The organism is Epilithonimonas tenax DSM 16811 (assembly GCF_000428485.1).
GTDB classification, from domain to species: Bacteria; Bacteroidota; Bacteroidia; order Flavobacteriales; family Weeksellaceae; genus Epilithonimonas; species Epilithonimonas tenax.
Genome location: NZ_AUAA01000004.1, coordinates 35,390 through 51,095 on the forward strand (window position 1 = coordinate 35,390; position 15,706 = coordinate 51,095).

Genomic DNA, 15,706 nt, shown 5'->3' on the forward strand with positions numbered 1-15,706 from the left:
TTGGAACAAACTTGTCCGCACTATGATTACCATTTCTGCGGCGGCTTACTTTTCATTTTGGTTTATAGAGAAGAGTGTTTCTCAGTTTTTGGAAAATTCTTTGGCCATACAGGTGATCAATTATTTACCTCAGCCTATTGATTTTTACATCATCAGGATCCAGGATGAGGCTCCTGATAATCAGAAGTTCAGTTCCAAACACCTTGGTCAGATTCGCCCAGAATATTTCCGTATCGAGTATCTTAATATGCAAAAATCCAGTGAGTTTTGGGTTGTAGGTTACATCGGAAAGGGTAAGTTGGTTTACTTTTCACAGATAGCTGTTCCCAACAAAAATGAAGACAAGATCATAGAAGTTCGTAACTATATCAACCACAGTTTAAAACTTTCTGCCATTGCCTCCGAAAAGGTAGAAAACCTGAAGTATGAGAATATCAAGCTCAGCATTTGGGTCACTTTGGATCTGTTGTTGATTTTTCTCAATGCGGTTTTGCTCTTCAGAAGCAACAAAAAAAAGTAGAATTATTTTCGCTTCACCAAACCAACCGTCTCAATAATTAAGGCAGTTTTTCCGCCTTCCGTTCCCAATCTTTTTTCCAGCGCTGCTCCAGCCACAAAAAAGGATTTCCACTCAAGTTGGGCTGCAAAGATCCTGTGTTTCAAGGTCGTTTCTGCTATTCAAAGACGCGACAGCGAAAATATTGCATTTTAATTAATGTCTTGCTGCGCATAGTTGATGTGTATTTAAAACTCCCAATTTCATTATTTATAAAATTTAACGCTTAAATTTATAAAAAGTATAAAAATAAGTTTTTGTTTAAATGGCAACTTTGTACATTTAGCAATTCCTAAAATGGTACAATAAGTGTAACCCTATCAGTAAAAAAAAGTCAAAATGAATCTATCAAATAACATAAATGCAGCGCAAAAAGCTTTTCTAGAATGGAGAAAAGTGCCTTTCACAGAACGGCAGAAGTTACTCTTGAAATTAGCAGATGTTCTGGAAAAAGACAAGGACCAATTTGCAAATCTCATCACGACAGAAATGCACAAGCCAATTTCGCAATCCATTGCGGAAATAGAAAAAAGTGCAGGAATGATCAGGTACTATGCTGTAGCAGACAATGTACTGAAACCGGAAGAGATCAAAACAGAATTCAGTATCAGCGAAGTGCACTATGACGCTTTGGGAATTATCCTGGGTGTTATGCCTTGGAACTTCCCATTTTGGCAGGTTCTGAGATTTGCTGTTCCGGCCATTTTAGCAGGAAATGTCATTTTGTTGAAGCACGCTTCTATCTGTTTCGAAAGTGGTGATGCCATAGAAAAAGTTTTCCGTGATGCCGGTTTCCCTGATTACATCTTTAAGAATTTGAGAATTGGTCACGAAGAGATCAACGAAATCCTGGAGAATCCTTTTGTACGAGGTGTAAGTCTCACAGGAAGTGAAAAGGCTGGCGCGAATGTCGCTGCGATTGCCGGAAAAAACATCAAAAAATCTGTCTTGGAACTGGGCGGAAGTGATGCGTACATTGTTTTGGACGACGCCGATGTAGAAAAAGCGGCCATAGAAGGTCCTGGCGGAAAACTTCAGAATACTGGTCAGGTTTGTAACGCTGCAAAACGTTTCATAGTGCATCAGAAAGTGGAGAAGGAGTTTGTTCCGAAATTTGTAGAGGTTTATAATTCTTACCAGCCGGCTGACCCTTTCCACTTGGATACCAAGCTGAGCAAAATGGCAAGACCAGATTTGGCAGATGAATTGGAAAATCAATATAAAAAAGCACTGAAGTATGGGGCAGAGGTAGTTCTGGCGCTAGAACGTATCTCTGAAAGCGCGTTTCGTCCCGGAATTATTTCTGTACAGGCAGGCAACCCGATTTTGCAGGAAGAGTTGTTTGGACCTCTGGCTATCCTGATGGTTGGAAAGGACGACGAAGATATACTGAAGCTGGCCAATGATATTCCATTTGGATTGGGAAATTCTGTCTGGACAAAAGATAAAAAACGGGCGCAGTTCTTCATAGAAAATTTGGAATCTGGAACGGTTTCTATTAATAAATCCACCAGTTCTGATGCCCGGCTGCCTTTTGGTGGTGCAAAATCTTCTGGTTACGGTGTGGAACTGTCATTGCACGCTATTAAAGAGTTTACACAAATAAAAACCGTGGTTGGTCATCTTTGATGATGTTTTGCAGCGTGGTGAACTGTATTTTTAAGATTAAAGTTTCCAGAGCTTTTTTTAAGCTGACTATGTTTAAGTCGCTTTTTATAATAGACAAATCCCTTCAGAATTAGAGGTCTGAAGGGATTTTCGTTTTTGATAGGTTTGTTTTGTTTTGACAGATCTAATTTTATGTGGAAAGCCATAGCCCCGATAGTAGCGGCATCCTTTTTTGTTTTGGCGATCATTGTCTTTCTGATGACAGCAGGTGGAAAAACAAAAAAGATAGAGCGGATAGCGGGAAACAGCTCCTAAACCATCTATCGGATATGCGCAGAGAGTTGGTTTTTGACCGTCGCCAAAGAATCGGCTTTTGCTTTTTTCTGCTCTTCAACCTGTTTGATGACGATTTCGCGGTTTTCCTGTTCTTTCATTATTGTGGCAAGATGAGGTTCTATAATTTGGTTCATCTCATCCACCTGAATATTGTTGGCCTCTGGTGAATCCAAAAGTTTTTTCCAGGGACGTCTTTTCCCCCAGGGATAATCGCCAAAGACGATCACGGGCGTTCCTTTTGCTCTTTCGGTTTTTCCGCCCTTGCTCAGGACCCAGTTATCTACCCAATTGTACATCCATTTTGCGTCTTCTTCCAGCAGTCTGAGACAGGAATGCGATGCGGGATAACCGGGCATACTGTACTGATGCCATCCAATACCGTCAAAGTTAGCGATATTCACGTTCCATCTCAGTTTCCACTCGTCACTTACGGTGGAGATAGACACTTCTTTTTTCCAGTTTGCGAACATCAATCCTTTTTTGGTCGGCGTTGCTTTTTTACCCATACTGGTTGGTCCCCATTTCACGATATTGCCGTATTCATAAACAGCGTAAGCCTGAATAGGGTAGGAGAAAAACACGAATTTTTTAACCTTTTCCAGACTGGTCACGTGGCCAGGAAATGGCGAATAGATCAGGAAATCTTCTTCAATCTTTGCTGGAACAACCAAGGTGTCTGCAGCGCCTATGTTGGCTCTGTCCAGACGGTTAAGCGCGAGGATGGTGTAAAGTGCTTTGCCGGTAAATTCTTTTTTGTTTTTTTGCGAAACAGAGTCTGTGTTTTTATAGACCCAAGGAAAAAATCCGAAGTCTTTTCTTGGGATAACCACATCTGGTACGCTTGGCTTTTCTTCTTCTTCTGATTCTTTTTTCTCTTCCTCTTTTTTGTCATCGGAATCCAAGATATCTGTTATGGGATTGTTGTTTTTATCAGAAGGGAGATTTTCATCTTTTTTACATTGGATTAAAAATAGCGATGAGGCGATCAACAGTGAAAGTAAAGTTCTTAATTTGATAGTATTCATAGTGTTTTTTTGTCACCCTAAGATAACAAAAAGAATACCATTCGCAAATCTAAAATCGAAATAGGATCCATCCTATGGAAATATGGCAATGACCGTTGTCAATAACGATCTAATGTTTATCTATAATGTTTGTGATGATCTGTTTTGCGTGGATCCGCGAATTTTCTATAAACCAAAGATGTGTGTCTTTTCCGCCACAAACAACGCCTGCGAGGTATATTCCGCTGATGTTGGTTTCCATAGTTTGTGGGTTGTAGAACGGATTGAGGCATTCACCTTTCAACTCGATTCCCAAGTTTTGCAGAAAGTTGAAGTCAGGTAGATAACCTGTCATTGCCATTACAAAGTCATTTTCTATTTCTTTGATCTCGTTTTCATTGGTTTTGAAGATCACTGTGTTTGGTTTCACTTCCAGCAGTTCTGCACCGAAAAAAGCTTTGATGCTGCCTTCTTTGATTCTGTTTTCTATATCTGGTCTCACCCAGTATTTTACATTTTTTGAGATCTCGTGGTGGCGGATAATCATTGTTACGTTACCGCCTTTTCTGTAGATTTCCAAAGCAGCATCTACGGAAGAATTGCTGGAACCAATGACGACCACATTTTGAAAAGCGTAAGGATAAGGTTCTGTATAATAATGTTTTACTTTGGGAAGGTCTTCGCCTGGGATTTCCATCAGATTGGGGATATCATAGAAACCGGTAGCAACAATTACATTTTTAGCAAAGTAAACTTGCTTGCTGGTTTCGACTTCGAAAAAGTTAGATTTTTTGATATGCAGTACCTTTTCGTAGAGATTGATTTGGATATCCTTCTGTCGGGCTATTCCTTGATAATATTCCAAAGCGTCCTGCCTGCCAGGTTTTGGTTTGGTTGTGATGAAGGGGATTTCATCAATCTCCAGACGGTCGGCTGTCGAAAAAAAGGTCATGTACAAAGGATAATGATAGAGACTATTCGCTACAGTTCCTTTCTCTATGATGATGTATTTTAAATTATTTTTCTTCGCTTCCAAAGCGCAGGCTAATCCAATAGGACCTCCACCAACAATAAGAATATCGTATAATTCCATACTTCAAATTTAACGATTTTCTGGATCAATTTCTATTTTTTAAAAGAATCCAACCATTAATTATTTTATCAGGAAAAGTGATGACGTACCAATAACTCGCGGTAGGCAAGCTTCGTCCATTAAATTTGCCATCCCAGCTGAAGCTCTCTGTGCTGGATTGCTCGTAAACCATGATGCCATTTCGATCGTATATTTTCACGTTGGAAGGAACGTCTTGGTAAACGTCTAGATCGCTGAATGTCCATCTGTCATTGATCCCATCATCATTAGGTGTTATTGCGTTGATGACTTTTGCGGATAGTCCATCTCTGGTAACACCTAGACATTCAGAATCTTCGAACCTCACATAAAACCTAATAGGCCCGGGGGCTATATGTTCAAAAATATTGGAGTTTTGCCACTGGATGTTATCAATGGAATAGATTATTTTTCTACTTCCTGTGGCAAGGACCTGATATGATGTTGCAGAAAGGCCTATTAATTGGGTAATGATTGGCACTTCATACGCAAACACATCGAAAATTTCTGTGAAAGTGCAACCATTACTACTGCCAATAGTAAGACTATATTTGCCTTGTGTTTTCACATTGATGGATGTCGCATTGGGACCTTGTGTAATAGTAGTGCCGGAAGGATCTCTCCATGTGTATTCTTTTGGGCTAAGATAGGATAGGTCTGGCTCTATTTTTATCACACCACCAGGACAAAAATAGTATGATGGTAAATCAAATAAGGGTGTGTTTTTGAGATTAATATTGATTTTCACCAATGCAGGACAAAAATTGGTACCTTCAACTTTAAGGAAAATGACAGGTGGATGAAGCTGGACATCATACTGATAGGCAGAAGGCGTTGTAATCTTATTTTGGTTATTATTCAAATCTTCCAGCGTTGGATAATAAGAATAATTGGTTGCAGAAGTGTAAATTTGATTTTCAAACTGGCTAAGGTTTAGTATTTCTTTTCCGTCATTGGCTTCATCACATTCTTCCAATAAGATAGTTTCTTGATTAACAGGCGTGACAGATCCCAGCGTAAAATCAATCGCAGAAGGCAAAGTAAAACAGCCTGCAAGATTTTCTACTAGAACATAAATTCTAGTAGGGAAGGGAACCGGTGAAAAATTTTCCGGATCTAGAATCGGTTTGTTATTGGTAATATCCGCTTGGGTCAAAAAGAACCTAAAATGATTTTCCGGATCTGTTTCGCTTACCATATTGGCGGTATATTGTGGTAAGAGCAGATTGACTTCCGGATGACCGTCCAGATTGCTATCACAGACCTGGATGACAGATGGAACAGCTTTTGGCGGGAAATATGTTTTTAAAACAATAGAGGCCACAGAAAAGCAATGCGTATTTTTGGACTCGAATCTAGCCCAGAATGTAACAGTGTTGTAAGATGTTGTTTGCAGATTGCTTTTTTCTAATACGCCCAAATTTGCATTCTCTTCAGTTTCATAATAAGTGACATCCATATCAGCTATGGTGTCTGTGTTCTGTGCTGCAATGAACATTTGTGCTTTGGCATCATTCAGATCATAGGTTTCACCGTAGTTGTAGCCTTTGTCACATTTTGAGATGATTCCCGGTTTAATGATCACAGTGGGAAGAAAATCAAAATTAATAGCAATCTTGGCCACCGCAAAACAATTACCTTTAGAAACTTTTACGAAGACTGCGGTACTTTTGGTGATCAGAAAAGAAGTAGGATCGTAGATGGCATTGCCAAATGTTCCGTTGGTTGTATTGTACGTTTCATAATAACTGTATGATAACTGTTCTGCTCCGGAGTAAAGCTGCGATTGATGCTGTGTCAGGTCATACGCTTCGGAGTCGTTGTTGTTGTTATCGCAGATGCGCCCGAGGTTGATGATTAGTAGATCTTTGGTGAGGGTTGGACTGGCGATCAGATTGAGCACGACCGGATAAATCCTAAAACAATCCCCATTGTCTGCCACCAGGTCCAAACGAACATAGATGATAGCTGGTGTGTTGGTGCCCGTAAGTTGGTATGTTGTAATGGCGCCCAGGTTGTTGTTGGCGGTAGCAGGATCCCGAAAGTAACTTACAGTAACGGGTTGTCCTCCTGCAATAGCTGCATTCAGACTACTCAACGTGATCATTTCTGTGCCGTCGTTTTTAAAATCACAAATATCCTGATTTTGGTTGGCAATCGGATTTCTAAGTTCGATGGTTATTTTTTTAACTGTAAAACAAGCATCCGCATTTTCGAAGCGCACAAAAAAAGTGTAGCTCACCAGGTCACCATCGTCTGTCAGAATTTGATTGGCAGCAATTACTTCTGATACGTTAGGCACCGAGGCATCGTTCTGAGTTTTGTAGAAGCTGACTTTTGTAATTTTCGGTAGAGTTGTAAGGAACATGTCCGGATAGATGGTGTTCAAATCAACAGCAACATCTTCTTTGCCATCAAAACAGTAAATTTTTTTGACATCAAAGGCTTCAATTTTATCCAGGAAGTTAATGTTCATATGGACAATTCCGACTGAGTAACATCCAGTTGGGCCAGTAACTCTCGCATAGACCGTGTACTTTCCACCTTTTATACTGGAGATCCCTACGCCTCCTGCTTCTGCGGCAGGCATACTTAAGAAATAGCGTACATTCATCGCAGGATCCGTTGTGATGAGCGGCGTCACCAATGTGTTCCAATCAAAGACTTCGGTGTTATCAGCATTGTTATCGCACAACGTGTAGCTAAAGTTGACAGGACTATTGATAACGGGTGCACTTCCGTTTTGGGTATAGGTCACATCAATATCATCAGTCAGTGTGAAGTTTGTTTCGCAAACCAAATAATCCATGGTTACAGTATATTTTTCTGTTTTCGTAGGACAGGCATTAACAGTTGCTGTGTTTCCAATGGATTGATTAGATGAGTTCTTCCAGATGATGTTTGGTTTTATCTGTGCTCCTGTGGGACTGAATTTCCAACTTTCATTACCGGATTGCCAGATGCTGGTATTTCTTCCGGGAGGCGATAGTCCGTTTGTGGCAGTAGAATTCATTGTTCCAATAAGAGATTCTTTGAAACGTGCTGTCGTGCAAGGCCAAGGTTTATTCTCAATATTCACTTCTATTTCGTTAGAAAATTCGGACAGTACAATTTGAAAAGTAGAAGTCTCTGTGCAACCAGTCAATCTTGCTTTGTAATAATTGATCACAAATTTCCTGCACGGTGCACTTCCTGAGACGGTGTAATAGATTTCAGAATCATCAATGTCAGAAAATATCAAATCTTGCATCACACCAAAAATGGCGTTTTTTGGCAACAGTGCATTGGGATTGTTGGCAAGGATATTCGGATTACTGGCAAGTCCGGCCTGAGTGGTGTCAAAAGTGATAAATCCATTGGTGCTGATTACCAGGTTTTTGTAAGTGTTTCCGTAAAAGCAAAAATTAAAAGGCAGCGGAATAATATCCGAAAAACTGTCGTCGGTTTTTGCATTGAGTGGTGTTCCCTGATCAAATGGTATGACTGTGGCATAATTCTGAGCCGATACCTGATATGAATTGGTCAAGAATGTCTTAGGGACATTGGTCACGAGTTCTATGCAAGCACCATTTCCGCAACTCAACTGTGCAGAAGTATTTCCAAAAATATCAGTTGCGGTAATATTGGAACAACTTTGTGAATAGAAAAATTGAGTATAAATCAATACAATCAACAAGATCAACCGTTTCATATTTCCAGCTTTAATTATAACCTAATTTAATAAAAAGTTATGATTAATGTAAAATAATATGCGATCAATAATTTTGGGGGTGATATTTTCCGAAGTTTTTAGGATAATGAAGAAAATTAATTATAGATTTTTCCCCATCTTATTTTTTAAGGTTAACTGGGGCTTTTCTATCCATAAGAGATGTGGCCAAAACAACAAGTCATCACCGGTCACTTCAAGGCAAGGTAATTCGTCTTAACAAATATCCAAGAGCAAATACCCAACTCAGTCACGGTGGAAAAGTACTTGGCTGCTTAGGATGTTTATCTATGGATTGGAATGCTTTGATATTGATCTTCGATAAAGACAGATGATCAGGATTTTGTTAGTTGGGATTGAAAACAGCCTTCTGAAGATTTAGAATTCTGCGTCTTCCCAACTGCTTAATTTTCCGGCGATTTCTGATAGTCTTCGGTTTTCGTGGCGCAGATCTTCCAGTTGATTCAGAAGTTTGTGGATGATCTCGATTCCGGGCAGGTTGATTTCCAGATCGTAATGCCAGTTTGCGAAGCGTTCCAGATGATGCAGTTCCTCATAAACGATATAAGTAGTGCTGTTTTCCGTTTCGGGATGCAACAAGTCAGAACTGATCAGTTCGTTCAGAAAATGGTCCTCAATTTTGTAAATTTGAATGACTTCTTTTACGGATATTCTTTCGCTCATCATTAAGAATTTTGAAGTTGTTGGAATAGTTCTTTTTGCGCATCGGTAAGATTAGTCGGGATCTTCACCTGATAAGTCACGTACAGATCACCTGCTTCGCCTTCTTTTTTGTACAAGGGAAAGCCTTTGCCTTTCAGCCTTACCGTTGTCCCGTTTTGTGTTCCAGGTTTCACTTTCAGTTTTACAGAGCCCTCCAGTGTCTGGATATTGGTGTCGCCCCCCAAAACTGCTGTGTAGAGATCGATGTCTGCCGAGGTTCTCAGGTGGTCACCATCACGTTTAAAATCTCGGTCTTCCGCAATATGGAAGCTGATATAAAGATCACCATTCGGGCCACCGTTGATCCCAGGATTTCCGTGGCCTTTCAGTTTTATTTTTTGACCGTCTTGTGCACCGGCTGGGATCGTAATTCTTACTTTTTTTCCATTGATATCAAAGGTCTGCTGATGCGTTTTTGCAGCCTCTGTCAATTCGAGATTTAATTCTGCAGAAACATCCTGACCTTTGAATTTTCCGTTTGCACCTCCTTGGGAATTTCTGCCGAAACCGCTGCCAGAACCGCCGAACATGGATTGAAAAAAGTCAGAAAACCCTTCACCACCGCCAGGGTCTGTTGCAGAAAATCCACCACCGGGATAAGCGTGATTCTGCTGACTTTGCTGTTGTTGCGCCCGTTCGTATGCCTCGCCGTTCTTCCAGTTTTCTCCGTATTTGTCGTATTTCGCACGGTTTTCCAGATTACTAAGAACTTCATTCGCCTCATTCAGTTCTTTGAATTTTCTTTCTGCCTCTTTATCATTCGGATTCATATCCGGATGGTATTTTCTGGCGAGTTTCCGGTAAGCTTTTTTGATCTCGTCCGCAGACGCACTTTTGCTTACTTCAAGCGTTTTATAATAGTCTATAAATGCCATATGATCAGTTGGTTTTGTGCTCAGATTTGCCAATACAAGTTACTGATTTTTGAGGCCAACAGGATATTTTAAAGTATGATTTTTAGGTGCATCAGGATTTCGTGTTGGTTTACTTTTTCCCGACGCTTTCTGCTGAATCTTTTTTACCTATTAACTCCGGCTCCGCCCAGTCAACAAGTAAAAATAGATGTTGCTGCAATGGGGCTATGTTGTGGATTTATACATTCTTTCAATTGGCTCTTGTTCCTTTTGTCAGATTTTTTCACTTCTGATCCACCCAAATCAACTTAGTGGTGTCATACCCAACCGATTTTGCTTTGTCCAGAAAACGGGTTTTGATATTTTCAGGAATGCTTTTTTTCCGCGAAAGGATCCAAATATAGTCCAGGTTCTTACCAGCGACCAAGGCGTATTGATAGTCCTCGTCTAGGTCTATCACGTTGTAGCTTGCCCAAAATGGTTTGAAGAAAGAGACTTTCAACCGGGCTTCCTGCTCAGCGTTCACAAATTTGGCTTCGCCTGTACTTTGCTTCCATTCTTTTTTCACATAATCATAACCTCTGTTTTCTACTTTGATGGTTCCATCCTGATTTTTGGAATAGGTTGCGGTCACCTGATCCATATTTTTTTCAAACCGATAATCATATCTGGCGATCTCATACCATTGGCCCAGATATTTTTCTGAATCAAAATTCTGGATGGCATTGGCACCCGCGGGGATTCCGGCAGAACAAGAATTTAACAAAAAGAGCCCTACAAAGCCTAACGAAACGGGTACTGCTATTTTTAATAATGTATTTTTCATTGTTTTTTTTGATTGATAGATTGAGTTCAAAAATAGTTCCATAACCGTCCGTATTTGTTATGATCAATGAATGATGCGTTTCGTTGTTTATTATTAAAATATTTGATTATTTTTACGATATATTAATTAGACAATGCAATAAATTTTATGAAACTAAAATTACTTTCTATATTATCTCTGGTCATGTTCCACCAGGCTTTTGCACAGTTGGACAAGTTCTATGCAACCACAGATTCAGAAAATGCGAAGGAACTGAAAGCTAAGTTTCCTGAAGAAATCGATATTATTGGTACTTCTGGCAATCACTCCGCTATTTTCCTTTCACAAAAAGCAGCAGAGTTTCTTCACCACAATGTCATTACGCACGGTCCGGGTTATGTGTACAAGTCTTCCGGTGAAGAAGCTTTGTTGGCCATCAATAAAGCGAAAAGGTCTAATAAAGTCTTAGCTTTTACAATAGACCAAAATGCAGCTGTCAATTCTGCGATTGCAAAAGTGAGCGCAGATAATATCAAATCACATATTCAGATTTTGGAAAATTATGGGACGCGTCATCATACCACTGCAAAAGCGCAGACTGCGGTTCAGGATCTGAGAACAAAATGGCAAAATTTGATTGCAGCTTCCGGAAGGACAGACGTTTCTGTGCGGATCGTGAATCACGTTGGAACGCCAATGCCTTCTTTGGTTTTTACAATGAATGGCAACGCAGCTCCCGCAGATTTTATCATCGTTGGTGCGCATATGGATTCTATTACCAATAATGTCAACAATGCACCCGGCGCAGATGATGACGCTTCGGGCATTGCAACCATCACGGAAATGATAAGAATTCTTTTAAATGTCAATTACAAACCTGCCAAAACAGTAGAGTTTATGGCCTTTGCAGCAGAAGAAATAGGCTTGGTTGGCTCATCTGAAATTGCACAGAATTATGCCCTTAACAATAAAAATGTGGTTTCATTTGTTCAGTTCGATATGACAAACTACAAAGGTTCATCAAAAGATGTTTACCTCACGACGGATTCTTACAACAGCAATGATCTGAATCTGTTTTTGATAGAATTGATGGAGCATTACAACAAAACGGGAACGCACGCTTTCACTTATGGCAATACGATTTGTAACTACGGCTGTTCAGACCATTTCAGTTGGGCAGATAACGGTTATGATGCTGCTTTCCCTTTCGAGGCTTCTTTCACCCAATACAATCCAAATATTCACACGACCAGCGATAGACTGTCCAATATGCAAGGCAGTGCAACACACGCTGCAAAATTTGCGAAGTTGGGATTAGAGTTTATTATAGAAACGGCAAAGGGTTCAGTTTTGGCGACGTCTGAAACGTCAGGCCATTCGGTAGAAATCTATGTGAAAGACAAGTCCCTGAATTATCAATTGGGGAACGAATCTGTCGAAAATCTGTCGATCATTGATCCCAGCGGAAGACAGTTGATGGCGTCAAAAAATCTGTTATCCATCGGTAAAATTGATCTTAGCCCATTGAAGAATGGATTTTACTTGGCCGTTTTCAAGACCAGATCCGGAAAAGTGATGACGAAGAAATTTATTTTAGAATAATTAAATCAATCTTAAGAGTCTCTTTCAACTAATTGAAAATTTGGTGGAAATAACTCGTTTTAGTTTAGCGGAACTAATTTTGATGACAGTTAAACAAGCTATAGATATCAAAAAAAGCGAGAACATCAAGGGGTGCTCTCGCTTTTCTTTTATTTTTTAGAGTAAAACTGGTTTTTTAAGATTCTGGCGCCAGTTCTACGATAAGGCCTTCCAATCCATCAGTTACAGGAATTTGGCAACCCAAGCGGCTGTTGGGCTTTACATTGTAGGCTTCATCTAGCATGGCTTCCTCATCTGGCAACATCTCCGGAAGTGGAACATTCTCGCTTAGAACGTAACACTGGCAGGATGCGCACATCGCCATTCCGCCGCAAATGCCGATAGTTCCTTCTGGTGCCAATTCGTAGGCGCGTACGATTTCCATAAGGCTCATCGCCATATCTGTAGGTGCGGGAATGGTGTGAGAAACGCCGTCTCTGTCTATGATTGTAATATTAACGTCTGACATTTTGCAAAGATAGAAAATAGATTTTTAGATGACAGATATTAGACAAAAGAATTATTTCTACTATCTATCCGTTTATTATCTTTTTATCTAATCAATAGATTTCACCACTGCTTTTTCAGCTTCTTTTCTGGTGCCGTCGAAACCATCCACACCGCTGACGGTGGTATATTTTAAAACGAATTTTTTACCTGGATTCATTCTGTTGTAAACACTTTGAACCATCAATGTTGCTTCGTGGAAACCACATAGGATGAGTTTTAGCTTTCCGGGATAGGTGTTGATATCACCTATGGCGTAGATACCTTCGATATTGGTTTGATAATCAAGTGCGTTGTTGACCTTGATTGCGTTTTTCTCGATTTCCAGTCCCCAATCAGACAAAGGTCCCAGCTTAGGCGTCAGTCCAAATAACGGAATCAGGTAATCTGTCTCTACGATTGATTTTTCGCCGTCTTTTTGGATTTCGATAGCCGTTAGTTTATCACCACCGATCAAGCCTGTCACTTCTGCTGGTGTCACAAGATTGATTCTTCCCTGCTGTTTCAGTTCTGTTACTTTCTCTACAGAATCCAAAGCACCGCGGAACTCGTTTCTTCTGTGGATCAATGTGACATCAGAGGCCACATCGGCCAGGAAAACAGACCAGTCGAGGGCAGAATCGCCGCCTCCGGCAATGACGATCTTTTTGTCACGGAACATCTCAGGATCTCTTACAAAATATTCAACGCCATTTTCCTCGAATTTTCCGATGTTTTCCAATTCTGGTTTTCTTGGATCAAAACTTCCCAGTCCTCCGGCAATGGCAATGGCTTTACCTTTCACCTGAACGCCGCGGCTGGTTGTAACAATGAATTGGTCGTCTTCTGTTTTTTCGTAGCTTAATGCTTTTTGAGCCAGCGAAAACTGAGGTTCGAACTGCTTGATCTGTTCCATCAGATTATCTACCAAAACCCCTGCGTCCACACTCGGGAAGCCAGGAATGTCGAAGATTGGTTTTTTAGGATACAGTTCTGTCAATTGTCCGCCAGGTTGTGGCAATGCGTCAATCAGGTGGCATCTGAGTTTCAGTAATCCGGCTTCAAAAACGGTAAAAAGCCCGGTTGGACCAGCACCTATTATAATGATATCTGTTTCAAACATTTGGAAAAATTTTGAAATGCAAATTTAATGATTAAATCTGATTTTAGAATGGTTCTAAAGTATGATATTAATTTGCTGTTTCGTTTTTTTATGAATGTCCACGATTCTTGCTCTTGTTTTAATTTAATGCAAGATCAAACAAAGATTTTATTTGTTAGCCGTTTTTTTATCTGCAATGGCATCAACTTAATCAAGAGATACTAAGATTGTGTAGTGGATTACTAATTGCAGACCATCACAGGTATTTTAAAAAAAAAATAAATGATGACTGCGAAAATCTCTGTTCTGCAGGGATCTGGATCTGATAATTAGGCTGTATATCAATATCGTATTGATTAATAATCAAGGATTTAAAACCATAAAATAGAAAAGCGATCTCAAATGAGGAATCGCTTTTCTATTTCATAAAAAAATATTTTTTGTAAAAACTTACCAAATGATAAGATAAGTACAAATGATTTGCTTTACTTTTGTGCCTTCATCATTTGTGTTTTTTAAATCCTGGACAGTTATTGCAATTGTTCAGGATTTTTTTTATGCATTACGTTTGATAAGCGCCATATAGAAGCCGTCATAGCCTTCGCTAGGCATTATTTTTTGGTCTTTGATGAGAGTGTAATCAGGATTATTTTCAAGAAAAGTTTTGACTTGCTCATCATTTTCAGAAGGCAAAATAGAGCAAGTTGCGTAGATCATCTGTCCTCCTTTTTTCAAAATTTTAGAATAATCCTGAAGGATCGTTTGCTGCTCTCCTTTGATTCTATCGATGAAAGCCTGATCGATCTTCCATTTGGAATCTGGATTTCTTTTTAAAACACCCAGCCCGGAGCACGGCGAATCTATCAATAGTCTGTCTGCAGTCCCGTGAAGTCTTTTGATGACTTTGTTGTCAGATATTAATCTGGCTTCTATATTATGAGCGCCGGCTCTTTTGGCACGTCTTTTCAGTTCCGTCAGTTTCCAGCCGTAGATGTCCAATGCGATGATCTGACCTTTGTTTTTCATCAGTGCTGCAAGGTGTAGTGTTTTTCCGCCTGCACCAGCGCAAGCATCTACAACACGCATTCCTTCCTGCACATCCAGCAATTCTCCGATTTTTTGGGAGCTGGCATCCTGAACTTCGAAAAATCCGTCTTTGAAAGCGGAGGTCAGGAATACGTTTTTCTTTTCCGCCAATTGGATAGCATCTGGATAATTCTTGATCGTGAAAGCTTCCACATTTTCATCATTAAGATCGGCAATCAGTTCTCTCGGTGTAGTTTTTAAAGTATTGGTACGTAAGACCGTGGGTGCCTGCTCGTTGAGAGCTACCATTTCTTTTTCCCAGTTTTTTCCCAGTTCTTTTTCAAGCGTTTCTGCCAACCAGTCCGGGATAGAATGTTCTATTGCTTTTGTAGGAACAGTTCCTTTTTTCAATTTGGTAAGGATGTCAGCGACTTTTACACCATCAAATTCCTCAAACTTTTTGTAATGCGTTTTGCTCCAAAGCAGGTACGCAATGATCATTTTATAAACATTGGTAGGTTTTACACTTTCACCCATATAATATTCTAGGCGTTTTTTCCAACGGATGATGTTGTAAAAGATTTCGGAAACTACTCTTCGGTCTTCGCTTCCCCATTTTCTATGGGATTTCAATAGTCTTTCTATGACTTTGTCAGCATACTTTCTGTCTTCGAAGAAGGTTTCCTGAAGACAATCGTGAATTCCGATTAAAAGGTTGCGGTGTATAAGTTCCATTAATTATGAT

Annotated in this window: 12 protein-coding genes; 3 read left to right on the forward strand and 9 right to left on the reverse strand. The window is 39.9% G+C overall.

From position 1 onward, the window contains the following. Positions 1-22 precede the first annotated feature (22 nt). Both F564_RS0102920 and F564_RS0102930 read left to right on the forward strand, forming a co-directional pair. Positions 23-520, forward strand: coding sequence for a hypothetical protein (locus F564_RS0102920; RefSeq protein WP_034980611.1), 498 nt, complete (start codon positions 23-25; stop codon positions 518-520). Positions 521-895: 375 nt separating this feature from the next. Then, the gene (locus tag F564_RS0102930; RefSeq protein WP_028121294.1) at positions 896-2,185 is read left to right on the forward strand and encodes an aldehyde dehydrogenase family protein; all 1,290 of its coding nucleotides are present in this window, start codon (positions 896-898) and stop codon (positions 2,183-2,185) included. Between the two features lie 299 nt (positions 2,186-2,484). On the opposite strand, the gene F564_RS18615 is transcribed toward F564_RS0102930, so the two are convergent. From F564_RS18615 to F564_RS0102965, 6 genes are all read right to left on the reverse strand, one after another. Next, positions 2,485-3,525 (reverse strand): L,D-transpeptidase, encoded by a 1,041-nt coding sequence (locus tag F564_RS18615; RefSeq protein WP_051259546.1) that lies wholly within the window; start codon positions 3,523-3,525, stop codon positions 2,485-2,487. 109 nt (positions 3,526-3,634) lie between these two features. Then, a complete protein-coding gene (locus tag F564_RS0102945; protein WP_028121296.1) occupies positions 3,635-4,597 on the reverse strand; it encodes a YpdA family putative bacillithiol disulfide reductase in 963 nt (320 codons plus the stop codon). Positions 4,598-4,622: 25 nt separating this feature from the next. Next, positions 4,623-8,306 (reverse strand): T9SS type B sorting domain-containing protein, encoded by a 3,684-nt coding sequence (locus F564_RS0102950; protein WP_028121297.1) that lies wholly within the window; start codon positions 8,304-8,306, stop codon positions 4,623-4,625. A gap of 396 nt (positions 8,307-8,702) precedes the next feature. Beyond that, a complete protein-coding gene (locus F564_RS0102955) occupies positions 8,703-9,008 on the reverse strand; it encodes a chaperone modulator CbpM (protein ID WP_028121298.1) in 306 nt (101 codons plus the stop codon). Between the two features lie 2 nt (positions 9,009-9,010). Further along, positions 9,011-9,922 (reverse strand): DnaJ C-terminal domain-containing protein, encoded by a 912-nt coding sequence (locus F564_RS0102960; protein ID WP_028121299.1) that lies wholly within the window; start codon positions 9,920-9,922, stop codon positions 9,011-9,013. 262 nt (positions 9,923-10,184) lie between these two features. Then, on the reverse strand, positions 10,185-10,727 hold the full coding sequence (locus F564_RS0102965) for a lipocalin family protein (protein WP_028121300.1): 543 nt from the start codon (positions 10,725-10,727) through the stop codon (positions 10,185-10,187). Between the two features lie 147 nt (positions 10,728-10,874). Between F564_RS0102965 and F564_RS18620 the strand changes: the two genes are divergently transcribed. Continuing rightward, positions 10,875-12,308: a M20/M25/M40 family metallo-hydrolase gene (locus F564_RS18620; protein WP_051259547.1), complete on the forward strand. Its 1,434-nt coding sequence runs from the start codon at positions 10,875-10,877 to the stop codon at positions 12,306-12,308. A 175-nt stretch (positions 12,309-12,483) separates the two neighbouring features. Here F564_RS18620 and F564_RS0102975 read toward each other — a convergent pair whose 3' ends face one another. From F564_RS0102975 to F564_RS0102985, 3 genes are all read right to left on the reverse strand, one after another. Continuing rightward, a complete protein-coding gene (locus tag F564_RS0102975; RefSeq protein ID WP_028121301.1) occupies positions 12,484-12,816 on the reverse strand; it encodes a 2Fe-2S iron-sulfur cluster-binding protein in 333 nt (110 codons plus the stop codon). 87 nt (positions 12,817-12,903) lie between these two features. Next, positions 12,904-13,956, reverse strand: coding sequence for an NAD(P)/FAD-dependent oxidoreductase (locus tag F564_RS0102980; RefSeq protein WP_028121302.1), 1,053 nt, complete (start codon positions 13,954-13,956; stop codon positions 12,904-12,906). Positions 13,957-14,490: 534 nt separating this feature from the next. Then, positions 14,491-15,696: an RsmB/NOP family class I SAM-dependent RNA methyltransferase gene (locus F564_RS0102985; RefSeq protein ID WP_028121303.1), complete on the reverse strand. Its 1,206-nt coding sequence runs from the start codon at positions 15,694-15,696 to the stop codon at positions 14,491-14,493. Positions 15,697-15,706: the final 10 nt, after the last annotated feature.